The sequence below is a fragment of the Lutibacter sp. genome (assembly GCF_041596795.1).
In the GTDB taxonomy this organism is placed as follows: domain Bacteria; phylum Bacteroidota; class Bacteroidia; order Flavobacteriales; family Flavobacteriaceae; genus Lutibacter.
The window spans coordinates 1-25,503 of the sequence record NZ_JBFHHX010000038.1 but is presented as its reverse complement, the minus strand read 5'-3'; the positions used below and the strand labels follow the sequence as shown (position 1 = coordinate 25,503).

Here is a 25,503-nt window from a genome sequence, read left to right as displayed (position 1 = left end):
TCCGTATAATACGCAAGGTACCTTTCCAGCATTACGTAAGGCTTTAGTAGCTACTTTACCCACGCTTTCTCTTTGAGATCCTTTGATTGTAATTGATTGCATTTATTTATATTTAATTATTATTTACATTAAAAATTGTCCACTTATCGATCTGTTATCCTGTACTTTATGCATAACATCAGCGAATAAAGGGGCGCAAGATACAACTTTTATTTTAGAACATGCTCTTTTTAAGGGAATTGTATCAGAAACTATTAATTCTTGTAATTTAGATTTTTCTATTCGCTCATAAGCGTTACCAGAAAGTATAGGATGTGTACAAATTGCTCTAACACTTAAAGCTCCTTTTTCCATCATTATATCTGCTGCTTTGGTAAGTGTTCCACCAGTATCAATCATATCATCTACTAATATTACATTTCTTCCTGCAACATCACCAATTAGCTCCATTGTATCAATTACATTGGCTTTTAGGCGTTGTTTGTAGCAAATTACCACTTCGCTTTCTAAGTATTTTGAATACGCGTAAGCACGTTTAGAGCCTCCCATATCTGGAGATGCAACTGTTATGTTTTCTAAATTTAAACTTTTTATATAAGGTAAAAATATGGTAGAAGCATATAAATGATCTACTGGTTTTTCAAAAAAACCTTGAATTTGATCTGCGTGTAAATCCATGGTCATTATTCTAGTTGCTCCAGCTGCTTGTAATAAATTTGCAACTAATTTTGCGCCAATTGCAACACGAGGCTGATCTTTTCTGTCTTGACGAGCCCATCCAAAATACGGAATTACTGCGGTAATATGACGTGCAGAAGCTCTTTTAGCTGCATCTAATATTAATAGCATTTCCATTAAATTGTCTGAATTTGGAAAGGTAGATCCAACAATAAAAATACGTCGTCCTCTTACTGAGTCAACTAATGCTGGTTGGAATTCACCATCACTGAAATTAGAAATAACTACATTTCCTAAATCTGAGCCGTAATGCTTGGCTATTTCTATGGCTAATTCTTTGCTTTGCCTACAGGCAAAAATTTTTGGTTCTAGTTGACAGTTTTCCATTTTGTTGTTGTGTTGTTGTTTGTGGTGCAAATTTAAAATTATTTATATAGTATTTGATGAACTTCTTTAAAAAATTTAGGATTTAGATAAAAAAATATTATAAATTTGCACACCGTAAGAAAATGCCTCGGTGGCGGAATTGGTAGACGCGCTGGATTCAAAATCCAGTTCTTTCGGGAGTGTGGGTTCGATTCCCACCCGGGGTACTTATTAAACCTGATAATCAATTGATTATCAGGTTTTTGCATTTTTAAAAGTAACAATATAGTAACAAATTAAAGGTTATTATGTGAAAAATACTATTATATATTATTAAAAAATATTGAATTAAAAAAAACAGAAAACCCTTTATAAATAAGTAGTTGAGTCACTTTTGTAGTTCAAATGTATAAAATTTTGAAATATCTTCTAAATTACAATTATCATCATTAAAAATAGACTTTATTCAAAATAAGCGAACACAATTTACTGTCGTTTTTGAATTTAATTGACTATCTTCTAATTTTATTAACTGATAATTTAATTATCAGAAACTCAACCAAAATATTTATTTTGATTTATTTCGATTTATTCCAAGGATTTTATCCCTCCTTAGTTTTAAAGGGTTATCTGCATTTTCTTTTTCAATTTCCTTAAACGTTTCTTTAAAACTATTAATGTAAATGGAAAGATAATCTCCAATATTAGGTTGATAATTAATTTCGCCCTTGACGCTATCTTCAACAGAACTTTTCTTAGGCTCTAATTTATTAGCTTGAGGAAAATCATTTATAAAATCCTTTTTTGGAATATTCTGAATAATTTTCACTTTAAATACTTCATTTTTTATATTTTCATCAATATCTAGCTTTGAGTTAAAAGCAATCTCTATAAGTTGAATTAGTTTCTGTTCGTGTTTATCTAATTCATCAATTGATAAATTTGAGTCCTTTATATAGTGATTCCACTTGCTAAAATAATCAAAAAGCAGATTGAATTTAGTCGTGATTTTTTTGTCAAAAAGAATTGGACTATTATTTATTGCAGATAAATATTCATGCTTTTTAAAATATGTATTTTCTAAACCTAGAAGGTCTTGGAAAGCATGTTCCATAACTTTCCTATATTCGCCTGCTTTTTTATCATTAGGATAATCGCTGTCAATTACACTTTTTAAGTGTTCAACAATAGATTTAAAGATAGTTTCTTGGTTCATTTTTGTTTAATTATTTTTGCTCTGAACAAAAATCAATTGAATTAAATAAATTATTTCCCAATCCAAAAGGAACTAATTTTAAATGCTGCAATCTTCCAATAATAATAGCTGGATGCGTATTAAACTTTTCAGCATAATTTATAACATCCTTTTCCGTTAAACTGCAATTAGATAATATTTCTTTTTCTTGCTCTTTACTCATTAATAAATTTGCAGAAAAATCATTTGCTTCATTTTCATAAATTGCATTTTCCCCCTCGTACTTAATATTTTCAATGGCAATATATTTTTTACCATGAAGCAAAATATGCCCAATTTCGTGAAAGAATGTAAACCAAAATATATCATTTCTCTTATAACGTCCACTTAATTGAATTAAAGGAACATCTCCAAACCATCTTGTTGAACCATGAATTGGTGCTTTTGGCAAACAAGGAGTATGCACAACTTTTACACCAGCATATTTACATAAATCTTGTATTTGACGAAAAAAATCAGTTGGTTGTGAAACCATCATCATTTTTAGTTTTGGAAGTATCTCAAATAACTTCTTTTTATCAAATTTAGGTACATTTAAATTATCAGCTTGAATTTCCCCTTGTCTTAACCAAGCTGAAATAGCGCCTGAATTTTCATTGTCTTTTAATGAAATTCTAAAGTTAACTAACAATTTTTGATGATGATAGAAGTCGTAATAACCTTTTGTATTAGAAACCCCAAAATAGTTATATAAATTAATAACCTTAGCTTCTTTTTTAAGCGTTGGTTCAACCCAGCCCAATGAAGCCATTTTAGCATAAGGAAAAGTTTTAGACCATTCAATTCCTTCTTCTATTGTTTTTTGATATTCAATTCTTGCTAAGTATTCATCGTAAGCTCGTTGTCTATTTATCCAAAAATGTGCAGGTATTTTTAAAACTTGCTCAAATAAAACTGCCATTTCTGGGGTAATTCCACTTTTACCATTTAAAACATCCGAAATTGTTTTTTCTGGTTTGCCAGTTCTAACAGCAAATTCTTTTGAACCCATTTGTTTTTCTCCCAAAATTTCAACTAAAGTTGTGCCGGGATGTGAAACAGTTTGAGGGTAATATTGTGTGGTAGTAGCCATTTTTCTTTTTTTAGTGATAATCTTCAATTTTTATAATTTCAACTCCTTTTATCTCAATCCAGAGATATTGACCGTCTTCATTGGTAGGGATTGGGTCTTCGTGAGGTTCAAAAATTAATCTATAAGGATGAACTAAATTACAAGCCCATTGTCCTTTTCTATTGCCCACTAATTCGTGGTATTTGCCTGGTAAATGTCTAACATCTTCTAAAGTTTGTGAAGCCTCTAGTTCGTCAAGTCGTTGTTTAAAAAGTTGAGCTTCTCGTTTTCCCAATTTTCTTTCAGCCAACCTATCATCATTAGCATACTTTTTTAATTTGTTATCGTCAAATGTAATTTTCATGCAAATATATATATTTTTATTAACACTAAATGTTAATAATTTTTATTTTTTTGTTAAATTTTTAATTCATTAACTTTCCTCAACTATTCTAATTTCTTCCTCTGTTAACCCATACAACTCATAAACCAAAGCATCTATCTCGTTGTCTGTTGTTTGTATTTGTTGTTTTAGCATTGTTGCTTTTTGTTGCTCGGCTAAAAAGTAATCTTCCCACTCAGCTTCTTGACTAAGGCTTAATTTAACTTTCTTTTTTGCAAGTTCTTTTACAAACTGGGTAAAGTTTAGCAAATACCAATCTTGTAGTTTTTTTGGTAATACATCTAACTCAAATTTACGTTGTACTGTGCGTTGGAATTTCAGTTTATTTTCATTGAAATTCTGATATAAATTAAACATCAAATCTGATTTCTTTTTGAAAATTTGCTGAGATTTTAAAACACAAATAGGAACTAAAAAATTTTCAATCTGTGAGCCTTTTAAGTCGATGTAACCTCCTCCTATTTTTGTACTACCATAGATATTATCATAATAAAATGTAGTGATTTTTGAATTTATAATTGACAAAACATAATCAAATAAATAATCTTCATTATCTATCTTAAAATAATAAATCCTATCTAATATATGTTCAGTTTCTTGTTTAATTACTGCTCTTATTTTTAAAGTAGTTCTAGGTAATAAAATAAATTTATTACTAAATTCATTAACTTTAATGATTAAATCTTTTTGGTCTAAATATTTTATATAAACTTCTGATTTTGGTAAATAATAAGGATATTCCAATAATGTAGATTTTATTCCAACTAAACTTGAATTTTCAATAAAATCCAATTTAGAATTTGGAACACCTCTTTTAATAGAATTAGTTAATTCAGTAATTTTTTTTGAATTTAATTCAATTTTTTTGATTATGTTTTTAGATTTAATAATATTATCAAACCCCTGTAAATCTTCATCTCTGCAATAATTAAAAAGGTTTACATTAACATTTTCAAAATCTACATTAAAACTTGTCTTTTGAAATATGAAAATATAAGGATAAACTGATGCTTCACTAAAAACCTTATCTAAAGAAACATCATATATCTTTAAAATCTCAGAGTTATTTATGATTAAATTTAAAATTTTAAAACCGTACTCAGCCGATAAAAATTTATTGGGTTGAATAAAACCAATTACACCATTTAATTTAGTAATATTTAAGGCTAATTCGTTGAACAAAACATATAAATCATATTGTTTGAATGCAGAATAGTATTCTTTTTCTAAGCCCATTTTAACTACTTCATTTAATTGAGTTCTTCTAACATATGGAGGGTTCCCAATAACAATATCAAAACCACCTTTGGTAAATATTTGAGGAAACTCTTGTCGCCAATTAAAGGCTTTATCTCCTGCAATTGCTACATCATCAATTAAACTGTTGCCACATTTAATATTATTGTTTAAATCGTTTAATTTTCGGTTTGGTTGTGCAGTACGTAACCACAAACTTAGTTTAGCTATTTCAACACTTTCTTCGTTTAAATCAACACCAAACAAGTTGTTTTCTAAAATGCTTTTTTCAACATCACTCAACACCATTGCATCACCAAATAATTTGGCTTGTAATTCATCTATATATTTATGCTCGTCTATTAAAAAATTTAATGCTTGGTTTAAAAATGCACCAGAACCACACGCTGGATCGCAAATAGTTAGTTGCAACAACCAATTGCGGTATTCGGTTAGCTTATCTATTAAGCCTTTTATGGTTTTCTTTTGGCGTTTTTTATCTGTTGCATAATCATCTTCATTTAGTTGCAACTCCGTTTTTTTCTCGCTACATAACTTTCCTACAGTATTGTCTACTATGTATTTTGTAATGTATTTTGGTGTATAAAAAACACCGTCTTTTTTGCGTTTTGTTTTTGTTTTATCAATTGTTTCACCTTCTAATTCTGCTTTTATTTCGTCTAATTCGTTTAATGAATTTTCAAAAATATGTCCTAGAATATTTACATCAACTTCACTTTCAAAATCGTATTCAGAAAGGCTTTTAGCGTGTTTAAAAAGTAACTTATCATCAATTTTTATGTTATCTAAAATTGCATCTGGTTTAAATAAACCACCATTGTAAGCAAATACATCGTACTTTTTACCTTTAAACCCAGTATTTAAATACTCAAAATACTTTTTAAAACGATTGTATAAAGGTATTTCTTCATCTAATTCTTGTAATTGTTTCCATTGGTTTAATATTAAACGCACTGAATTTGGAGGTAATAATTGTCTGTCTTCAGCAAAAAACAAGAACAAAAACCGATCTAATAACTTTTGAGATTTTTTAAATAAATCAATCGGCTCAAATTGTGGATTTAGCTTCACTAAATTTTGATACAATTCACGTTTAAATAATGAATAATCATTATATAACTTTTTTGTAATTGCATCTTCTTGACTTATAGACTGGTTTTTTATTTTTTTAGGAATATCTTTTTCAATGTTTTCGAGGCCTAAACACAAATACAATACTTCAAATTCCTTTTCTGTAAGTGTAAATAAATTAAATTCTATATAGTCTACTGCATTATCTATATAAAAGCGAAGTTTCTCAAAATTTGCAGTTACTATATACGTGCAGCTTGGTTGGTTGTTTTTATATCCAAAGGCTTGTGTTTCTATTTTGCCTAAATCGGTTGTATTAGTACCTTTTAATTCTATAACTGCTCTTACTATGTTATTTATAATAATTGCACCATCAGCCTTTTTACTATCCTTTACGTTTTTGTATTCGGTTGTTAAATTAAAGTCTGGTGTTGGGTTTTTAGTGTAACCCAATACATTTACAAATAAATCGATTAAAAACTCACCTTGATATTGCTCTTCTTTGCTATTTCGTATATTCTCTTGAATTACTGGATTGTGAAAGTGTTCTTTAAATACATTCCACTTAATTGCAATAGTTTCCTTATTTTGAGTTTGTAGTTGTTTTGTGACTACAGAAGATTGAAAAAACGACATAGCTAATTGTTACAATTTTTTGAGCAACTAAAATAAAGATATTTAAGTTATGAATAAAACTTCAATTCACATTTAAGCTATTTTATTTGTTGCAATGGTTGTTGATTGTTGTTGTAGCATTGTTTTTTTTTATTGTTGAAACGTGAAACACACTACAAATGCTTGTTTTATAAGAGTTCAACAGAAAAAAATAAAGAATTAAATATACCTTTTCAATGGTTGTTGATTGTTGTTGCAATGGTTATTGAAGCATTTTCAATGATTATTGATACTATTTCAATGGCAATTGATTGCGATTTCAATTATTATTGATTGTTGTTTCAATGGTGATTGATTGTTGTTGAAACACGTTCAAAAAACATAAATAGATTAATTTCAATGCTTTTTTAATTGATTTTTGATATATACAACAGAAATACAATGATGTTGCAATTGATTTTTGTTGAAAAAACTCTAAAGCCATTGCCTTGAGAGATACAGTCTAACAGGAAATACACTTTAGAGTTGAAACGTATTACAAGGAATTACCCGAGTAGCGTTTTACAAATGTAAAAATCTTTGTTGATTTGTTGAAAATTAACTTACATATTTAATAATCAATACCTTAAATAATAACTTTTGTTCAACATTGCATCAACAAAATAATTTATGCAATATTTTAACTATTTTAAATTTATAGAAGTTGACAAAATGTTGACTTAATGTTACCGCTTAGTTTGCTAATTATAAGCACGTTAAAACACTAAGTCAACAAATCAACAGAAAATTCAATCTTTTATAAAATCTTCTTTTCTAAATGTAAAATACCTACCTTTCTGTTTTACTTCTTCAACAAAACTTGAATTACTATTTGGGTGAAATGATAAGTAATACTTGGAGTATGAGCCGTTTTTACTTTCAATATTAAAATAGTTTTTTAAAACCTCTGAAACTTTTGAAGTTGAAACTCTTATGTTGTTTTTTGATAAAATTTCCACTAAATCACTTAATGAATATTTTAATTCATTAACTTCAAATCTGATAAAAGCATCAATAATTATCTCTTGAATTTCCTTATTCAAATAAGTGGTATTTCCTTTTACAAGTTTTTTTAATGACTCTGTGAAAATTTGTTCTTTTGTAAACCACATTCTTGTTTTTTTAGGAGATTTTATTCTTCTTCCATTTAAATAAAACATAAAATAAGGTAGTTCTTTTTCTAAATCACTTAAAAGATTAGGGTTTTCATCTTTATCAGGTAATGAAGGAACTTTTCGTACCCAATACCTAATTTCATCTTTATCAACTATTATAAAATTTTCCTCATTATTAGAGCACAAAATAAATTTTCCAAAGAAAAACCCTTCAACTTTATCAACTCCTTTAGACTCCATTTTATAACTAACTGCTGTTGCTAAGTTTTTAATTCGCTCACTATCTTCTTTTTTATCTAATAAAACTTCATCAACAGAAACAATTAATTTAGATGCCCAATCCGAGTTAAAACGACTTCTAAAATCTTCATTTTTATTAATGGTCATATTTCCTTGAAAAACAAGTTTTAACCAGTTTAAAAATGTTGTTTTACCAGTTTTTCGTTCTTCACTAACTAAACATAAAATTGGAAGTACTTGTGTTGGGTGTTTCCAAAGTATGGTTAAATAATCTATACCCAAATCAAAATGTTCACCAAATATGTGCTTTAAAAACATTTTTGTTTTGGGAAAATCACCCATTAAAAATTGATGTTCAACTTTTTCGTATCTGTTATAATAGCCTAAAGTTTGTTGTTTATAATCCGTATGAGAAGGAATTAAACAAAAACCATCGTACTTTTCAATTTCTTGTAAAAAGTCCTTTCCTTCATCGGTAACAATTTCACTTTTATTCCACTTTAACAACGTATTAAAAGTATCACCACTAAAAAGGGGTACTAACCCCTTTTTGTAGTAATCTGTGCCTATTCTTAAATAACTATTCTCCTTTTTCATCTTGCATCACTTTTTTATTTATAGATAATTTTATAATCCCCATTTTAGAAGAGTCAGGATTTTCTTTAAATGAAATTTTCACATAAAAACCGTCAAGCTCTCCAAAGGCTTCTTTATACAATCTCTTCATTTCGGAATAAATTGTATTAAAATACGCTTTAGGTTCTTTTAATGCGAGTTTTTTTAAAAAGGCCACTCTATTCAATAGATTGTCAAAAAGCCTAGTTAGATTAATATTTCTATTATTATCAAATTTAGCTCTACTTAAATCTGTTTCAATTTCTGACAAATGATAATCTATATCACTTGCGAAACTTTTCTTTTTGTTTTTCAAAGTATTCATATTACTATCGTCTTTTAGTTAATGAATATTTTGTTGCTTCACGTTGCAATTCATCCATAGATGATTGTCGGTTTCTTAACAACCATTGGTCAAGCTCTTCTCTTTTAAAGAAAATTAGCTTCCCTTCTGGTTTGTAATAGGGTATGTTGTTTGAAGAAGTATGTTTGTACATTTTGCTTTTTGAAATACTGCAATACCTACATCCTTCGTCAAATGACAATACTGTTTTTTGAAAAAATAAATTATTATTTATTTCTTCTAACTTTTGAAAGATTTCTTCTTCCATAATATTAAATAATTTTAAAAAATATTAATAATATGGAACGTGCACGTCCCTTTTTATCTCTAGGACAGTGCAAATTTGAGAGTTATTTTCTCTTTCTTAGGGAGGGGATATCTAAAACGTCACAAATGAGTCATTTGTGACGTTTTATGACGTTTTTCAATCTTTAAAAGATTTCGATTTTATTAAATCTACAATACTATTTGCTCTTTGAAGCATTTTCTTTTGTCTAGGTGTTAAATGTAAATTACCAGATTTTGGATTAAAAGGAGCTATTCTTTTTCCATAATTTGAACTTGTCAAAATACTCCCAGTTTTTAATTTGAAAACTTTGGATTTTCCGATATTTGTATAGGTTAAATCTGAAAAAAAATTCATTAACTTAAAAAGCAGTAATGAGGCTTCTTGAGTCGAGCAAGAAAAATTTATTAATGAATTATGTTCATCCCAGTTTTTAAAGAAAACATTTACATAATCATCATAAGATGTAGTCGCTCCATTAATGTAATACTCTATAAAATCTCCATATAAAGTTTTAATTTCATCTTCATAACCCTCAACTTGATTAAAGTTGTTTATTTTATTTTTTTGCACTTCACCCTCTTTTCCTTTATTCACATAGCAAATCGGATATAATTTTTCGTGATACTTTTTAAAAATATCTGAAGCTTCGCTAAAACTAGAATTTCTAATTATCTTAAAGTCAGAAAAGTCATTCAATTCAAACATCATTTTATAAACTGTATGCCAATTACTAAACCAAGAATATACACGATTTGAGGCCTCTGAAATTGCAAATTCTTCTAATAAATATTCGTATAATTCATTGTTTATTTCCAAACCTAATTTATCCTCAAGTGGTTTAATATGTTTAGTGTATAATATATTTAAATTGTTATTTCGAACTTTTGAAGCTCTATTTTTATATATAGCATAAATTGAAGCGAATGGTTCTAGTCCTATTTTTAATCCTTTACGTTTATTTTCCAATAAATTTAAGCAAGAATTATAAGCGTAATTTTGAGCATCTCCTTCCTTATTAGCTATTTTATAAAAATTTTCAATTTCATCAATATATTGGTCTAAATAAGTATTATAAGTAGTTTCATAAAGTAATGTAAAATCCTTTTCTTTCATTTTTTAAAATTTTATATCTGGTAAATTATCAATAGCTTCGTCTTTTAAGTTTTCAATATAATTTAAGTACTTAATTGTACTTTTTGTTGAAGTGTGACCCATTGCGTCTGCAACAGTTTTTAAATTAGCACCGTATTGTAGTAATTGAGTAGCAAAGGTGTGCCTTGCACAATAGAAGGTAATATGTTTATCAATTCCAGCTCTCTCAACCCAATTTTTAATGCATTTATTTATTGCATTCGTTGAAAGGAAATTATTATTTTCATTTTTTAAATTAAATATAGTTTCCTTTTTTTCTTTTCGTTCACCAAGTAATTTTTGAGTAGTTTCCTTTAATTTTAATTGTACTTTTTGATTTGTTTTTTCTCTAATGGTGGTAAGTTGGTTATTTGATATATTACTCCATTTTAAAACTTTTAATTCCGCTTCACCAAGTCCAGTAAAACAAGCGAATAAAAAGGCCTTTTTAACATTTTCATTTCCACATTTCACCTTAGCTAAAATTTGAAGTTCTTCAGTAGTTAAAACTTGTTTTTTAAGCGATGAGTCGCTACTATTTTTTTTAAATAATATCTCTGATGTGGGGTTCTTTTTTAATAACCCTTTTAGCTCTGCATCTCTTAGTATTTTTTTAAAACGGGTAAAGTAATTATGAGGTGTTTCTCCAGTTAAGCCGCTTTTATAATTCAAATAATCTTTGAAGCCATACATCAATACTGGAGTTATTTCAGAGACATATAGGTTTTTGCTTTTGTGAAACTCTTTAAATTTTTCCAAAGCTGCATTTATCATTCTAACGTCTTTTTTTTGATAGTTAGAAATAAATGTATTTGCAAAATCAAAAAAGTTAGTATTGATTTTATGTTCAGGAACGTAGTCCGTTCGGTTAGATAATAATTCTACTTCTTTATTAGCTCTTAATAACTCTGCAATTTGTTTTTTTTGTTTCTTTATATTGGGTTCGTCAGTTGCAAAAATTTTCACCTCTAAAAACTCATAGGTTCTTTTACCATTATTATAAATATCTAAATAAAAACTAATAGCGCCTTTGGCTAATTTTTTTTGACGGAGTTTGATTGTCATTTTTTTCTTTTTTCGGTAACAATATAGTAACAAAAATAAGTAAAAAAGAGCGAATTATGGGATAAAAATATTTTTTTGTTTTTAACAACCTCTTTGTTTATGGGCTTTTTATGGGTTCTTGTTATCCCATAATAATGGAAAATGTACCCACCCGGGGTACTTGTAAAAAGCCTAACTATTTTAAAGTAGTTAGGCTTTTTTATTTTTATAATTAATAATCTTTAAAATTGATTTACTCAGTAGTTTCTAACGTTAAATTTTCTAAAAATAACGATAGGCTTTCTGATGAAGGTAAATTTAATTTTTTGCGAATTCTATATCTCGCAGTTTCAACACCTCTATTAGAAATGTTTAAAATGTGCGAAATTTCTTTATTTGATAAATTCATTTTAATTAAAGCACATAATCTTAAATCGCGCTGAGAAAAAGAAGGGTCAATATGTTTTAATTCTTTAAAAAAGTTATTATGAACTCTTTCAAAATTAACGTCAAAAATTTCTAAATATTTGTCGCCAATGCTATTTTGGTTTAGCTTTTTAAATATTTGAACAATTTTATGCTTCGATTCGCTATTTTTAACAATTTCTTTTAGTTGTTTTAAATCGTTACTTAGTTCTAAAAAGGCTTCTTTTCTTTTACTAAGTAATAAGGTATAATTAGCTAATTCCTTGCTTTTATCAATTAAATTCATTTCTAAAAGGGTATTATCTTCTTTAATTTTATTTTTTTCAATTGATAATTTAAGTTGTTCTAGCTCTAGTCTTATTAGTTTTTGATCTTTTAAGGTTTCTAGTTTCGTTTTTCTTTTTTCTCCTTCTATTTTTTTTGAAATGAGTTTGAATAATATATAAATACAAGTAGAAATTAGTAGTAAATAAATTATAAAGGCAAGTTTAGTTTGATACCAAGCCGGAAGTATTGTAAATTTATATGAAACTTCTTTTCCTACAACGCCAGTATTACTTCTGCTTTTTACCTTAAACAAATAGTTACCGTAACCTAGTTTTGTATATTCTTTAAAAGGGTTTGCGGACCAAGGCGACCAATCTTCATCTAAACCCTCAAGAAAATAACTGTATTGAACATTTGTGTAAGGTGCTATTTTAGGTGCGCTAAATTCAAACCTTAAAATATCTGTATTATTTGGTATTTCTATATTTTTAGCGGAGTGTAGTAGTGCATAATTTTTACTATTTCCTTTAGTATAGGTTATTGTACTAAATGATGTTAATGTGTTTGGATTGCTATAATTATTAATGTCATATAAAAACATTCCTTCACTTGTACCCATAAATGTGTAGTTGTTAAATGGTAAAACACATTCCATACCTTCATTAAAAGTTCCTTTTAAATTTAAAAAGGGCGCTTTTATAAGTTGCTTATCTTTATTTAAAAAGTATCCAGCTTCATCATCTTGCACAAACCAAGTTATTTCTGGGGTGTATAACAATTTACGGGTATTTTTTGAAGGGTCTAATATTGCATTTAATGTTTTTTCAGGCACAAAAGTTTTTGTTTTTTCGTTAAAAGTGTAAATGCCGTTGTTGGTAGTAAATACAATTTTACCGTTGTAGTTTACAACATTAATATTAAGGTACGATTTAAATCCGTTATTGGTAGTAAAGTGCTCTACAGATTCTACCCGAGTAAAATCTGCATTTATAACTAATCTGTATACTCCCTTGTAGCCATGGCACACCCAATAAGTGTTGGGTTCGTTTGCTGGTAGAATATCTCTGGTTGATTCGTCAAAACCACTAATTTGATGTGTTAAAACCCAATTAGAATTCTCTTTTTTTAATAAAAATAAGCCGTTATAGCCAGATGCAAGAAATAAGTTTTTTTTATTTTTTACAGGTGTTATTTTCCAAAAACCGGTGCTGTTATCTATTTGTTTTATAATGTTGTTTTTAAGAACAAAAATTCCATTATTATGCCCAATAATAATTTCATCATCAACTTTTGATAAAGACCAAGCTTGGCCTGGTAAATCTTCAATTTTATTTATTTTAAAGTTTAATGCATTAAAATTATTAAGATAAAAAACACCTTCATTTGTTGCTAAATAAATGGTTTCATTTTTTATTAATATATCGTAAACAGAAGCGTAGTCAAATACATTTGCGTATTGAGAGTTAAAATCTAAACATGATATTCCATTGTTTTGAAGTACCCAAATGTTGTTAGATTTTAATTTGTAGAAATTTAGAACCGTATTATTTTTAACTTTTGGAAAAGTGATGTTGCTTTTAGAAACAGTTCCATTTTTTTTAAATTCAATTATTTTAGAGCTTAAGGTTCCTAAAAGTAAGGTAGAATCATTTTTTTGAATACCACAATTTATTGGGTCAACAGGGCCGTTTTCAAATAATTCTGTTTTTTTTGTAATTGTTTTAGAAACTAAATCAGCTAAAAATATCCGCCCTTTTTCACTTATTAAATAAAATTTTTTGTTGTTTATAGGAAAGGTTGCTGTAATTGTATTGTTTTTAATTATTTCGGAATTATAAAGCAAGGTTAGTTTGTCACATTCTTTGTTTAAAGAAAAAATTCCATTTTCTGCATCCTGAACAATTAAATTACCATGCACTATTTCAGAATATACAAAAGAATGTTTTGCTTTAATATGAGTAACAGATTTACCCATAATAACAATAAGTTCTTTAAAAGTTCTGTAAATTATTTTGTTATTAAATTCGTGTATATTCCATGTGTTTTCAAAATTAAAAGTGCCTAAATGAAGTTCATCTATTAAAGATTTGTAGTAGTAATTTCCATATTTATCTTTAATTAAGTTTCCTATTTCATTGTACGCTCCAACCCAAATTAATCCGTTTTTATCTATTAATAAACTTCTAACAGAAGATTTATTAGGTAATATAATGCTTTTCCAATATTCTCCATCATAAATTAAAAGGCCAGTGTTATTTCCAAAAATTAACAAGCCATCTTCATCTTCAACCATTGTCCAAAATTGAGAGTCAGATTTAAAATCATTTCTATCAAAACTAATAGCTTCTGTTACGGATGATTTAACTTTTTTTAAAAAAGAAGTTTCAATTTGACCATAAATTGTGCACGAAATAAACAGTAAAAAAGCAAAAGAATATTTACCAATCATACAAAAAAATAGTTTTAAAAATGGGAATCAAATGTAATAAAAAAACTGTTTAAATAGCTATTTATTAGATAATAAACAAAAAAAATGTAGGATTGACGTAATTGAAACTTTTTAAGGTGTAATTAAAGCGTATTGCAATAATATGGAGTTGTTTTTTTAAAATATAGTTTTACGCTATTCGATTATTAACCAAAATAAAACGTATTAATTATTATGAAATTAAAATTACAAACAGAAAAATTAAGATTGATTTTCTTTCTTTTTTTATGCTTCAGTTTTGTAATAGTTTCGGCACAAAATAAAAAAACTGTGTCCGGTACTATTCTGTCATCTGAAGAGAATTTTGCCTTACCAGGTGCTTCCATTATTGAAAAAGGAACAAAAAACGGAACTTCATCCGATTTTGATGGAAAATTTTCATTTGAAGTATCTGAAAATGCTACAACATTAGTTGTCTCTTTTATGGGATATAATACACAAGAGGTAACTATAACAAAAAGTCCTTTAATAATAGTATTACAAACAAGCAGTGCAGCACTAGACGAAGTTGTGGTAGTTGGTTATGGAACTCAAAAAAAGAGTGTTGTAACAGGAGCAATATCTGCGGTGAAAGCTAAGGATATTGAAAATTTACCAAGCGGACGTGTAGAACAAGCCTTGCAAGGTAGAGTAGCTGGTTTAACTATTGCAGCAAATGCTGGTCAGCCAGGTTCTTCTTCAACAATAAGAATGCGTGGAATTACCACTTTTACAGAAGCTGGTAACGATCCGCTTTGGGTAATTGATGGTGTTATTGTTGATAATGGTGGTATAGGATTTGTAAATCAATCGGATATTGAATCGGTTGAAGTATTAAAAGATGCAGCTTCCTTGGCAATTTATGGAGCTAGAGCTGCTGGAGGGGTTATTTTAATTACTACTAAAAAAGGAAAATCAGGAAAATTAAATGTTGGGTATAGTGGTTATACTGGTATTTCTGGCGCTGCAAGAAAATTAAGTTTACTAAATGCTACAGAGTATGCTACTATTATGAATGAACAATCTGTAAATGGAGGTGGAGAAATTATTTATGCCGATCCAAGTTCATATGGAAAAGGTACCGATTGGCAAGATGCTATTTTTGTTGACAACGCACAAAGATCATCACATGAAATAAGTTTAAGTGGTGGAAATGATGTGTCTAATTTTTACGCATCATTTGGTGTGCAAGTACAAGAAGGTATTGTTACACCAGCAATTTCAAGTTTAAATAAAAAAAGTATGCGTTTAAATTCCACGCACAAAATCTCTAGCCTTTTTTCTGCAGGTCAAACGTTAGGATATTCTCATCAAAAAACTTTAAATATTGGAAATACAAATGCAGAGCAAGGTGGTCCTTTAAGTTCAGCGTTACATTTAGATCCTATTACTCCGTTAGTTGAAACTGACCCTGTGAAAGCTAGTGGAATTCCATATTTAGGAAATGCTGTTATGACAGATGATAATGGGAATCCTTACGGAATTTCAACTATTGTTCAAAACAACATGACAAATCCATTGGCCTATGTAAAAACTAGATTAGGAAATTACAATTGGTCCGATGATTTGGTTGGAAATGCTTATCTAGAATTTGCTCCAATAGAAGGTTTAAAATTTAGATCAACTTTAGGTGCTAAATTAAGTTATTGGGGATTTGAAGGTTTTACACCAATGTACTATTTAAATGGTAATAATATTAATGATGAAAATACTATTAATAGAACAATGAATAAAAGTTTTGGTTGGAATAATGAAAATGTAGTTTCTTATACCAAACAAATTAACGATCATAATTTTACAGTTTTATTGGGGCAAGGTGTGTATGTTGATAATGATGCTTACGGATCTAGCACAACTTATAAAGGTTTACCAACAAACGATTATAAATTGGCTTCATTTACATATGATGTTGCCGAAAGCGATAAATTTGGAACTTCATATACAAGTGATCTTCACAAGTTAACATCTTTATTTTCAAGAGTAAATTACGATTATAAAGAAAAATATTTAGTAACCGGAGTTATTAGACGTGACGGTTCTTCAAGATTTGGATCTAATCATAAATATGGTATTTTCCCTTCTTTTTCTGCAGGATGGGTAGCATCAAAAGAAGATTTTTGGAAAGAAAACGCTATTGTTAACACGCTTAAAGTAAGAGGTGGTTATGGTGTAACTGGTAACGATGCTATTGGAGATTTTGGTTACTTAGCATTAGTTTCTGGAGGTAATAATTACCCATTAGGAACAGATGGAGAAGTGCAAATAGGAACTAGCCCAGATGCGCCTTCAAATCCAGATTTAAAATGGGAAGAAACAACGCAAACTAATATTGGAATAGATGCTAAATTATTTAGCGTATTAGATTTAACCGTAGAGTTTTATAAGAAAAAAACTACCGGAATTTTACAAAGCGTTGAAATTCCTGGTTTTGTTGGAGCATCAAGTTTACCATTAGGAAATATTGCCGATATGGAAAATAGAGGTGTTGAATTAGAGTTAGGTTTTAATAAGCAATTTGGTGAATTAAACTTTAGAGCTAGCGGAAACATTTCTTATTTAGAAAATGAAGTTACCTATTTAGGTCAAGGAAAAACATATATTACCGGAGGTGTAGGTTTTCAATCTATGGGAACCTTAACTAGAACCGAAATAGGAATGGCAAGAAATACGTTTTATGGTATTAAAACCAACGGTATTTTCCAAAATCAAGCAGAAATTGATGCGTATACAAATAGCGAAGGAACTATTATTCAACCAAATGCTAAGCCTGGAGATTTCCGTTGGGTAGATACCGATGGAAATGGAAAAATTGAAGATGCCGATAAACAATATTTAGGAAGTCCAATTCCAAAATATACCTTTGGTTTTAATTTTAACTTAGATTACAAAAGTTTTGATTTAAACATGTCATTTCAAGGAGCTGCAGGAAATAAAATTTTCCAAGGTTTAAGAAGAATCGATTTAGGATCTGCACCAAATTATCAAACAAAAGCTTTAAATCGTTGGGTTGGAGAAGGAACTTCAGATTCGTATCCAAGATTAACTACTGCTGATACTAACTTAAATTTTGGTCGTTTTTCAGATTTTTATTTAGAAGATGGTGATTATTTACGTTTAAAAGTTATTCAGTTAGGGTATTCATTACCAACATCTGCTATAGGTAAAATTGGCGCTCAAAAACTGAGATTATTTGTAACAGCAGAAAATTTAATAACATTTACTAATTATACAGGATATGATCCTGAAATTGGAGGAAGCACTTTTGGAATAGATAGAGGTTATTACCCTCAAGCTAGGTCTTTTATGTTTGGAGCTAACATTCAATTTTAATTTAAAAACATTATGAAAACAAAAAATATTAAATATATATTTATTTTTAGTGTGCTAAGTACTTTCTTATTTTCTTGTGATAAAGATTATTTAGAAATTACACCTAAAGGAACCTCACTAGAGGAAACATATTATCAAAATGAAGCGGAAGCATATTCAGCATTAATTGCAGTTTACGATGTTATGAGTTTTAACTCTTCTAGCTGGGATAATATGATTTCTTTTATGAATGCAGGATCAGATGATAATTACGGAGCTTCTGTTGCTGGTGATGCTATTTCTCTTTTCTCATACCATCAGTTAACACCTTCAAATATGCCAAGAGCATTCTGGAGCAACCATTATCAAGGAATTTTTAGAGCAAATACATTGCTTCAAAAATTACCAGATGTTTCTATGGATGAAAGTTTAAAATTAAGATTTGAAGGAGAATGCAAAGCTATGCGTGCGTACTATCACTTTAATTTGGTAAGGTTATTTGGAAATATTCCATTAATGACCAAAACTATTTCGCCAGTTGAAGCGCAAACCTATCCTCAAGCATCAAAAGAGGAAGTATACGCTCAAATTGAAAAAGATTTATTAGAAGCTATTGAGTTGTTGCCAATTTCAATTGATGTAGCAACCGAAGGAGGAAGATGGACAAAAGGTGCGGCTAAAGCAATGCTTGGTAAAGTATATGTATACAATAATAAATTAACTGAAGCTGCTGAGCAGTTGGCTGAAGTAAATGGTACTCCTGGAGAAACTAGTCCGTATGGATATAAATTATTAGATAATTTTAAAGATTTATGGGTTCATAAAAATAAATTTAACTCAGAAAGTATTTTAGAAGATGTGCATACAGAAGCTGGAAGAGCAGACTGGTCTGGTCTTGGGTTTGGAACCGAAGGTAATATTCTTAATATAATGGTTGGAATTAGAGATTATACAAGAAGTGTGGGTTCAACAGCACCAGATTATTATCCTGGTTGGGGTGTAAACACAGTAACTCAAAGTTTGTATGATGTTTTAAAAGATGATCCTCGTTTTGATGCAACAATTATTGATGTAAAAGCATTAATGGAAAGCGGACAAGTAATTGGATATTCATCGGTAAACGAAGCCTCAACAAATACAGGGTATTTTATGGCAAAATTTGCACCTTTAAAATCAGATGCTACAACAGAGGGCGGAGATCCAACATTAAATTTTTACCAAGATACATATATTATAAGATTGGCAGATACTTATTTATTGGAAGCAGAAGCGTTGGGTGGAACCGGAGCAAGAGCGCAAGCATTGTTAGATGCAGTTAGAGCAAGAGTAGGATTGCCTTCTACTCCAGTAAGTTTAGATGCAATTGCTCTAGAGAGAAGAAAAGAATTGGCGTGTGAAGGACACCGTTGGTTCGATTTGGTTAGAACAGGAAAAGCTTCAACAGTATTAGCATCAAGAGGTTTTATAGCTGGTAAGAATGAAGTTTTACCAATTCCAGAGAAAGAATTAGAAAATTCAGTAATTGTTCAAAATCCAGGGTATTAATTGTTTAAATTGAAAAAAAATGAAAAAAATAAAATTAGTAACCAGTCTATTATTTTTTGTAGTGCTAACAGCCGGTTTATTTACCGCATGTCAGCCAGACGATATTGAAACAGGAAACGGAATAGTAGGAGAAGAGTTAGATGCAAGTTTTACTATAGCTCCGGTTGAAGGAGAAGTAAATAAATATTTAGTTAAAGCTTTAGCTACCAATTATATCACTTCAAAATGGGATATAGGTAATGGAGAAGAGGCTTTTTTGGGAAAATCAGAAGAAATAATATATTTTCCCGATGCTGGTACTTACACGGTAAAACATTATGCTATTGGTATTGGAGGTGAATCTTATGTTGCAGAACAAAATGTTGTGGTAGCTACTTCAGATCCTGCAGCAAATGTAATTCAAGGAGGTCTTTTTGAAACTGCTGAAGATCACGCAAAGTGGACAGTTTTAAAAATAAGTAATGGAGATTTTTGGACTTTTAATACTGGTAGTGTAAGTGTTACTACCGGTGGTGGTTGGTCTCAACAAGCAATTTATCAAGCTGTTCAAGTAGAAGCTAATCAAAAGTATAAAATAGATATGAATGTATCTTCACCAGCAGGCCTAGTAAATACGTGGTTTGAAGTGTATGCTTCTGCAACCGTACCAGTACAAGGATCTGACTATAATAAAGGAACCGTTGTGCGCTCAATTAACACCTGGGCAGGGTGTGGTTTAACTCCTTTTGATGGCCTAATAAGTGCTGTTGGATGCGGAAGTAATGATGGTTTTATTACTTTTACAACAAGTGGTACTGTTTATTTGGTAATAAAATGTGGTAGTGAAGGAAGCCCTACAATTACTATTAAAGATGTTCAGTTTAGAAAAAAATAAATAATCAACAAAAGTGACTGTCTAAATAATATTGCGTGTAGTTGTTCTTAATTTATTTTCAGAATATCAGCATTCCTTAATAACTCTAAGAACCTGAAATTTATTTTTTAGACAGTCCTTTTTTAAAATAAAAAACTACTTTTTATGTTATGGTATTAACATTAAAAAATGGTTTAAACAATTAATTTAAAATTACAGTAAAATGAGGCATTTAATACTTTTAGCATTGTTCTTTTCTTTGGTGAGTTGCAGCAAAAATTCGGGTGATGGAAGTAACGAATCGGAATCAACAACAACACAACCGGAAATAGTAAATGAAGTAGATTTTTGGTTAACAAAATCGGATGGATCCGTAAAATTAACAAAACAATCTGGGGTATTGGCTTTTGGAAGCGATTATAATAATTATACGTCAATTTTAGTAAATGAATCTCTAAAATATCAAACTGTTGATGGTTTTGGATTTTCATTAACAGGTGGAAGTGCGGAGGTTATTAATCAATTAAATTCAGAAAAGAAACAAGAATTATTGCAAAAGTTATTTGGTGTTGATAATGATGGTATTTCTATAAGTTACCTTAGAATAAGTATTGGTGCTTCAGATTTAGATAGTTCAACTTTTTCATACAATGATATTGCTAGTGGAACAACAGATTTAAATCTTGATCAGTTTAGTTTAGCGCCAGATATGGAGAATTTAATTCCGTTGTTAAAGGAAATATTGGTAATAAATCCAACAATTAAAATAATGGGAACTCCTTGGTCTGCACCAGTTTGGATGAAAGATAATAATAGTACCATTGGAGGAAGTCTTCAAGCAAAATATTACGATGTATATGCGCAATATTTAGTAAAATACATTCAGCAAATGAAATTAGAAGGTATTACTATTGATGCTATTACACCTCAAAATGAGCCGTTACATGCGGGAAATAACCCAAGCATGTATATGTCGGCAGCACAGCAAACTAGCTTTATTAAAAATAGTTTAGGTCCTGCGTTTAAAACTGCTGGTATTACTACAAAAATTATTATTTACGATCATAATTGTGATAACACAACTTATCCAATTAGTATTTTAAATGATGCAGATGCAAAAGCATTTATTTCTGGGTCTGCTTTTCATTTATATGCAGGCGATATTAGTGCCCTGTCTACAGTTAAAAATGCACATTCAGATAAGGATGTTTATTTTACAGAACAATACACATCAAGTAGTGGCGACTTTGGTGGCGACTTAAAATGGCATTTAAAAAATGTAGTTATTGGTTCAATGAGAAATTGGAGTAAAACTGCATTAGAGTGGAATTTAGCAAACAACACTAGTTATGGACCACATACAGATGGTGGTTGTACAACGTGTAAAGGAGCTATTACAGTTTCTGGAAGTTCATCTTACACTCAAAATGTTGGTTTTTATATTATTGGTCATGCATCAAAATTTGTTCCAACAGGATCCACAAGAATTTCAAGTAATATAGTTGGAAATTTACAAAATGCGGCTTTTAAAACACCTGAAGGTAAATATGTTTTAATAGTTGAAAATGATGGAGATACCAATGAAATATTTAATATTAATTTTAATGGTGAGTGGTTTGTTACTTCATTACAAGCTGGCTCGGTTGGTACCTATATTTGGTAAAATCAGAAAAAGGTGAAAAAACTAAAGTACGTTTTACAATAGTATATTTTTTAATTAAGTTGAGGTGATACTGCTGTTTTCTAAAGATAAATAAGAAAGCAGCGGTTTCTTAAATTGGCTTGATTATTATCCTTAAAAGTTTTAAAATTTAACATTTTTATAGAATGAAATATTTTCAGATTTTAATAGTGCTTTGCTATAGTTGCACTATAAATTCGCAAGTAACAGTAGCTAAAATATTTAGCAACAACATGGTTTTGCAACGCAATACAACTATTCCTGTTTGGGGTTGGGCTAAAGCAAATGATACTATTGAAGTTAGTTTTAACCAGCAAATTAAACATGCAAAAACAGATGCTACCGGAAAATGGATGGTGTATTTAAATCCGGAAAATGCTGGCGGCCCATTCAATTTAACTGTAAAGGGTAAAAACACTATTAATATTAGCAATATTTTAGTGGGTGAAGTGTGGATTTGTAGCGGACAATCTAATATGGAATTATTAGTTGGACAATCTGATAATGCAATTGCTGAAATAGAAAATGCTTCAAACTATTCTAATATTCGTCATATAAAAATTCCAAAAGAAATTAATTCGTTTCCAAATTCTGATATTAGTACTGGTGTTTGGGAGGTGTGTACTTCTGAAACGGCATCTAATTTTACCGGAGTTGGTTATTTTTATGCTAAACAGTTATATGATCAGCTAAAAATTCCGATAGGTTTAATTAATGCATCTTGGGGTGGCTCTATTATTGAAACTTGGATGAGTAGAGAAGCATTTGAAAATAGTGAAGAGTTTAAAGAATTAATTGCTACAATGCCAAAAGTGCATTTAGATACTTTATCGAAGTATAAAATAGCTGCTTCAATAAAAAAAATTGAAGAATTGCAAAACGCTAAATTTTCAACAGCTAAAGTTGAAACATATAAAGAGTTAGATTTAGATGATAGTGCTTGGTTAACTATGAATGAACCTGAAATTTGGGAAACACAAGAATTGGGTGAGTTTGATGGTGTAATTTGGTTAAGAAAACACTTTATACTTTCTAAAGATGAGGTTAATACAGATATTTTGTTAGAAATTCCTGGTATTGATGATGCTGATATTACATATATAAATGGTGTGGAAGTTGGAAGAACTGATGGTTGGGACATTAAAAGAGAATATAAAATTAGCAGCAATATTTTAAAAGAAGGTAGAAATGTAATTTCAATAAGAGTAATGGATAATTCATCAAGTGGAGGAATTTATGGAGATGCAGCAGAATTTAAGTTAACTATTGGAGAAAAAGTGATTCCGTTAAGTGGAGATTGGAAATATAGAGTTGAATCTATTTACGATGGTGTAAATTTTAACGATTACCCATCGTTATGTTATAATGCAATGATAAATCCTTTAATTCCATTTGCTTTTCAAGGCGTTATTTGGTATCAAGGAGAATCAAACGTTACTAGAGCATTTGAATATCAAAAAACATTTCCGTTGTTAATAAAAGATTGGAGAGAAAAATGGGGAAGAGGAACATTTCCTTTTTACTACGTGCAATTAGCAACATTTATTTCTGATGGAGATAGTAATACAGGTAGTGGTTGGGCAGAACTTAGAGAGGCACAAACCAAAACCTTGCAAGTTCCTAATACGGGAATGGTTGTAACTACAGATGTGGGAAATCCAAACGATATTCATCCAACCAATAAGCAAACTGTTGGAGAACGATTAGCTTCTATAGCTTTAAATACTATTTATAAGAAACCAATGATTTGTTCTGGACCTATGTATAATTCTATGGAAATTATCAAAAATAAAATTAGTATTCAGTTTAATAATGTGGCAGGCGGATTGGTTGCTGGTAATTTAGAATCAACTATTAGTGGATTTGAAATTGCTGGAAATGATCAAAAATTTTATCCTGCAAAGGCTTATATAAAAAATAATAAGGTGATTGTTTTTAGCGAGCATGTTAAAAAACCAATTGCTGCAAGGTTTGGTTGGAATGGTGATGCCTCAGCAAGTAATTTATTTAATAAAGAAGGTTTTCCTGCGGTACCTTTTAGAACTGATGATTGGGCAATGAGTACAATAAACGCTACCTATAAATTTTAGAGAAAAAACACTTAGCAAATAATAAAAAAAGCCTAACACTTGTTTAAAGAGTTAGGCTTTTTTTTGTTTTAATTAAAATGCAGTAGAATTTCTTTTTATAACTTTTGTTGGTAAAACAACAGTTTGGTGCTGTATTTGATTTCCTTTTTTGGTTGCCTTAATTTCTTTTAATAATAATTTTAAAGATTTTTTTCCCATTTCAAAACCTGGTTGATCTATGGTGCTTAAAGAAGGAGAAATAACACTAGCCATAAACCAATTACTAAAACCAATAATGCCAATTTGTTCGGGTATTTTAACACCAACTTCATTAAAATAAGCTACAGCGCCAATACCAACCAAATCGGTAATTGCAAAAATTCCATCAACATCTTTATGTTCTGTGTGTATTTTTTTTGCAAATTCATACCCTTCATTAAAACTTACTTTTTCACAAGTAAATACAATTGAACTATCAAATTTTAGATTGTAATCTTCCAATGCTTTTTTATATCCTAAAAAACGATCAATAGAACCTTGCGGATTTAAAGGACCTCTAAAATGAGCAATTTTTTTACATCCAGATTTAATTAAATGTTCTGTGGCATCATAACCTGCACTTCTATCATCAATAATAACTTTTGAGCAATCAATTGCTTTTGAAATTTTATCAAATAAAACCAAAGGAGTTTTGTGACTCAACACTTTTTTTAGATGTTCTAAATCTTTTGTGTTATTTGATAAGGACATTAAAATACCATCAACTCTTTTGCTTAACAATAAATCTATTTGTTTTTTTTCTAATTCTTCTGATTCGTTTGATTGCAAAATAATTACCAAATATCCTTTTTGTTCGGCCTTTTCAATAATTGCATTTACAATGTTTGAGAAAAAATGGTGTACAATTTCAGGAATAATTAAACCAATTGTTTTAGATTCCTTTGTTCGAAGATTTACAGCAAAAGAATTAGGTTGGTAATTTAGTTTTTGAGCAAGATTAAGCACAGCAGCCTTAGTTTTTGGGCTCACGTCATCGTAATTTTTTAAAGCTTTTGAAACTGTTGTAACTGAAATACCAAGCTCTTCAGCAATTTGTTTTAATGTAACCTCTGCCATAGGGTAAAATTAAGTAATTTTTTTACTTTAAATTAAGTTTTAAGCTCACACTTAAAAAAATCTTCACAATTTTTAAATTGCTATTATTTAGGATTGCTTTTTCTTTAATATTTTACAGTAATACAAATTCTTTTTTTAATTAAATTATGTAAAATAAATTGTCAAAAATCTAAAATCGAAATCGTTTTCGGTAAAATCGAAATCGATTTCGATGATAAATTTAAACAGTAAAGCATCAATTGTGTATATATTCGATTC

At 29.3% G+C, this 25,503-nt stretch carries 17 protein-coding genes, 1 tRNA gene and 1 pseudogene; 6 read left to right on the top strand and 13 right to left on the bottom strand.

The window, feature by feature from the left end:
• Both ABY298_RS06640 and ABY298_RS06635 read right to left on the bottom strand, forming a co-directional pair.
• Window positions 1-102 (bottom strand): annotated as a pseudogene (locus ABY298_RS06640) (50S ribosomal protein L25); the annotation flags it as partial.
• A 21-nt stretch (window positions 103-123) separates the two neighbouring features.
• Entirely contained in the window at window positions 124-1,065 is a 942-nt protein-coding gene (locus tag ABY298_RS06635; protein WP_372745228.1) for a ribose-phosphate pyrophosphokinase, read from the bottom strand.
• A 124-nt stretch (window positions 1,066-1,189) separates the two neighbouring features.
• Here ABY298_RS06635 and ABY298_RS06630 point away from each other — a divergent pair.
• Window positions 1,190-1,271, top strand: a tRNA-Leu gene (locus tag ABY298_RS06630).
• 341 nt (window positions 1,272-1,612) lie between these two features.
• On the opposite strand, the gene ABY298_RS06625 is transcribed toward ABY298_RS06630, so the two are convergent.
• The 10 genes from ABY298_RS06625 to ABY298_RS06580 form a co-directional block, all read right to left on the bottom strand.
• Window positions 1,613-2,260: a hypothetical protein gene (locus ABY298_RS06625; protein ID WP_372745227.1), complete on the bottom strand. Its 648-nt coding sequence runs from the start codon at window positions 2,258-2,260 to the stop codon at window positions 1,613-1,615.
• A gap of 10 nt (window positions 2,261-2,270) precedes the next feature.
• Window positions 2,271-3,371, bottom strand: coding sequence for an ImmA/IrrE family metallo-endopeptidase (locus ABY298_RS06620; protein WP_372745226.1), 1,101 nt, complete (start codon window positions 3,369-3,371; stop codon window positions 2,271-2,273).
• Window positions 3,372-3,381: 10 nt separating this feature from the next.
• Complete coding sequence (locus tag ABY298_RS06615; protein ID WP_372745225.1) at window positions 3,382-3,714, bottom strand: type II toxin-antitoxin system RelE/ParE family toxin; 333 nt, start codon at window positions 3,712-3,714, stop codon at window positions 3,382-3,384.
• Between the two features lie 69 nt (window positions 3,715-3,783).
• Window positions 3,784-6,717 carry an Eco57I restriction-modification methylase domain-containing protein gene (locus tag ABY298_RS06610; protein ID WP_372745224.1) on the bottom strand — a complete coding sequence of 978 codons (2,934 nt, stop codon included), beginning with the start codon at window positions 6,715-6,717 and terminating at the stop codon, window positions 3,784-3,786.
• A 767-nt stretch (window positions 6,718-7,484) separates the two neighbouring features.
• A complete protein-coding gene (locus ABY298_RS06605) occupies window positions 7,485-8,687 on the bottom strand; it encodes a primase-helicase family protein (protein WP_372745223.1) in 1,203 nt (400 codons plus the stop codon).
• Complete coding sequence (locus tag ABY298_RS06600) at window positions 8,671-9,030, bottom strand: hypothetical protein (RefSeq protein ID WP_372745222.1); 360 nt, start codon at window positions 9,028-9,030, stop codon at window positions 8,671-8,673. Before ABY298_RS06600 ends, ABY298_RS06605 begins: the two co-directional genes overlap by 17 nt.
• Before the next feature lie 4 nt (window positions 9,031-9,034).
• Entirely contained in the window at window positions 9,035-9,316 is a 282-nt protein-coding gene (locus ABY298_RS06595) for a helix-turn-helix domain-containing protein (protein WP_372745221.1), read from the bottom strand.
• Window positions 9,317-9,472: 156 nt separating this feature from the next.
• Window positions 9,473-10,450, bottom strand: a complete 978-nt coding sequence (locus ABY298_RS06590; RefSeq protein ID WP_372745220.1) for a hypothetical protein — start codon at window positions 10,448-10,450, stop codon at window positions 9,473-9,475.
• Between the two features lie 3 nt (window positions 10,451-10,453).
• The gene (locus tag ABY298_RS06585; protein ID WP_372745219.1) at window positions 10,454-11,533 is read right to left on the bottom strand and encodes a tyrosine-type recombinase/integrase; all 1,080 of its coding nucleotides are present in this window, start codon (window positions 11,531-11,533) and stop codon (window positions 10,454-10,456) included.
• A 232-nt stretch (window positions 11,534-11,765) separates the two neighbouring features.
• Window positions 11,766-14,654 carry a LuxR C-terminal-related transcriptional regulator gene (locus tag ABY298_RS06580; protein WP_372745218.1) on the bottom strand — a complete coding sequence of 963 codons (2,889 nt, stop codon included), beginning with the start codon at window positions 14,652-14,654 and terminating at the stop codon, window positions 11,766-11,768.
• Between the two features lie 309 nt (window positions 14,655-14,963).
• Here ABY298_RS06580 and ABY298_RS06575 point away from each other — a divergent pair, with 309 nt between their 5' ends.
• The 5 genes from ABY298_RS06575 to ABY298_RS06555 all read left to right on the top strand — a co-directional run bounded on the left by ABY298_RS06575 (window position 14,964) and on the right by ABY298_RS06555 (window position 24,150).
• Entirely contained in the window at window positions 14,964-18,002 is a 3,039-nt protein-coding gene (locus ABY298_RS06575) for a SusC/RagA family TonB-linked outer membrane protein (RefSeq protein WP_372745217.1), read from the top strand.
• A gap of 12 nt (window positions 18,003-18,014) precedes the next feature.
• Window positions 18,015-19,526 carry a RagB/SusD family nutrient uptake outer membrane protein gene (locus ABY298_RS06570; RefSeq protein WP_372745216.1) on the top strand — a complete coding sequence of 504 codons (1,512 nt, stop codon included), beginning with the start codon at window positions 18,015-18,017 and terminating at the stop codon, window positions 19,524-19,526.
• 19 nt (window positions 19,527-19,545) lie between these two features.
• Window positions 19,546-20,400 (top strand): hypothetical protein, encoded by an 855-nt coding sequence (locus ABY298_RS06565; RefSeq protein ID WP_372745215.1) that lies wholly within the window; start codon window positions 19,546-19,548, stop codon window positions 20,398-20,400.
• A gap of 202 nt (window positions 20,401-20,602) precedes the next feature.
• Window positions 20,603-22,042 carry a glycoside hydrolase family 30 beta sandwich domain-containing protein gene (locus tag ABY298_RS06560; RefSeq protein WP_372745214.1) on the top strand — a complete coding sequence of 480 codons (1,440 nt, stop codon included), beginning with the start codon at window positions 20,603-20,605 and terminating at the stop codon, window positions 22,040-22,042.
• Between the two features lie 164 nt (window positions 22,043-22,206).
• Window positions 22,207-24,150: a sialate O-acetylesterase gene (locus tag ABY298_RS06555; RefSeq protein ID WP_372745213.1), complete on the top strand. Its 1,944-nt coding sequence runs from the start codon at window positions 22,207-22,209 to the stop codon at window positions 24,148-24,150.
• 72 nt (window positions 24,151-24,222) lie between these two features.
• On the opposite strand, the gene ABY298_RS06550 is transcribed toward ABY298_RS06555, so the two are convergent.
• Window positions 24,223-25,245, bottom strand: a complete 1,023-nt coding sequence (locus ABY298_RS06550; RefSeq protein ID WP_372745212.1) for a LacI family DNA-binding transcriptional regulator — start codon at window positions 25,243-25,245, stop codon at window positions 24,223-24,225.
• Window positions 25,246-25,503: the final 258 nt, after the last annotated feature.

Coding starts and splice junctions, on each gene's coding strand:
- ABY298_RS06580 (WP_372745218.1), bottom strand. CDS start 14,654: ATGATTGGTAAATATTCTTTTGCTTTTTTACTGTTTATTTCGTGCACA.
- ABY298_RS06635 (WP_372745228.1), bottom strand. CDS start 1,065: ATGGAAAACTGTCAACTAGAACCAAAAATTTTTGCCTGTAGGCAAAGC.
- ABY298_RS06555 (WP_372745213.1), top strand. CDS start 22,207: ATGAAATATTTTCAGATTTTAATAGTGCTTTGCTATAGTTGCACTATA.
- ABY298_RS06595 (WP_372745221.1), bottom strand. CDS start 9,316: ATGGAAGAAGAAATCTTTCAAAAGTTAGAAGAAATAAATAATAATTTA.
- ABY298_RS06590 (WP_372745220.1), bottom strand. CDS start 10,450: ATGAAAGAAAAGGATTTTACATTACTTTATGAAACTACTTATAATACT.
- ABY298_RS06560 (WP_372745214.1), top strand. CDS start 20,603: ATGAGGCATTTAATACTTTTAGCATTGTTCTTTTCTTTGGTGAGTTGC.
- ABY298_RS06610 (WP_372745224.1), bottom strand. CDS start 6,717: ATGTCGTTTTTTCAATCTTCTGTAGTCACAAAACAACTACAAACTCAA.
- ABY298_RS06620 (WP_372745226.1), bottom strand. CDS start 3,371: ATGGCTACTACCACACAATATTACCCTCAAACTGTTTCACATCCCGGC.
- ABY298_RS06625 (WP_372745227.1), bottom strand. CDS start 2,260: ATGAACCAAGAAACTATCTTTAAATCTATTGTTGAACACTTAAAAAGT.
- ABY298_RS06550 (WP_372745212.1), bottom strand. CDS start 25,245: ATGGCAGAGGTTACATTAAAACAAATTGCTGAAGAGCTTGGTATTTCA.
- ABY298_RS06615 (WP_372745225.1), bottom strand. CDS start 3,714: ATGAAAATTACATTTGACGATAACAAATTAAAAAAGTATGCTAATGAT.
- ABY298_RS06600 (WP_372745222.1), bottom strand. CDS start 9,030: ATGAATACTTTGAAAAACAAAAAGAAAAGTTTCGCAAGTGATATAGAT.
- ABY298_RS06565 (WP_372745215.1), top strand. CDS start 19,546: ATGAAAAAAATAAAATTAGTAACCAGTCTATTATTTTTTGTAGTGCTA.
- ABY298_RS06605 (WP_372745223.1), bottom strand. CDS start 8,687: ATGAAAAAGGAGAATAGTTATTTAAGAATAGGCACAGATTACTACAAA.
- ABY298_RS06570 (WP_372745216.1), top strand. CDS start 18,015: ATGAAAACAAAAAATATTAAATATATATTTATTTTTAGTGTGCTAAGT.
- ABY298_RS06585 (WP_372745219.1), bottom strand. CDS start 11,533: ATGACAATCAAACTCCGTCAAAAAAAATTAGCCAAAGGCGCTATTAGT.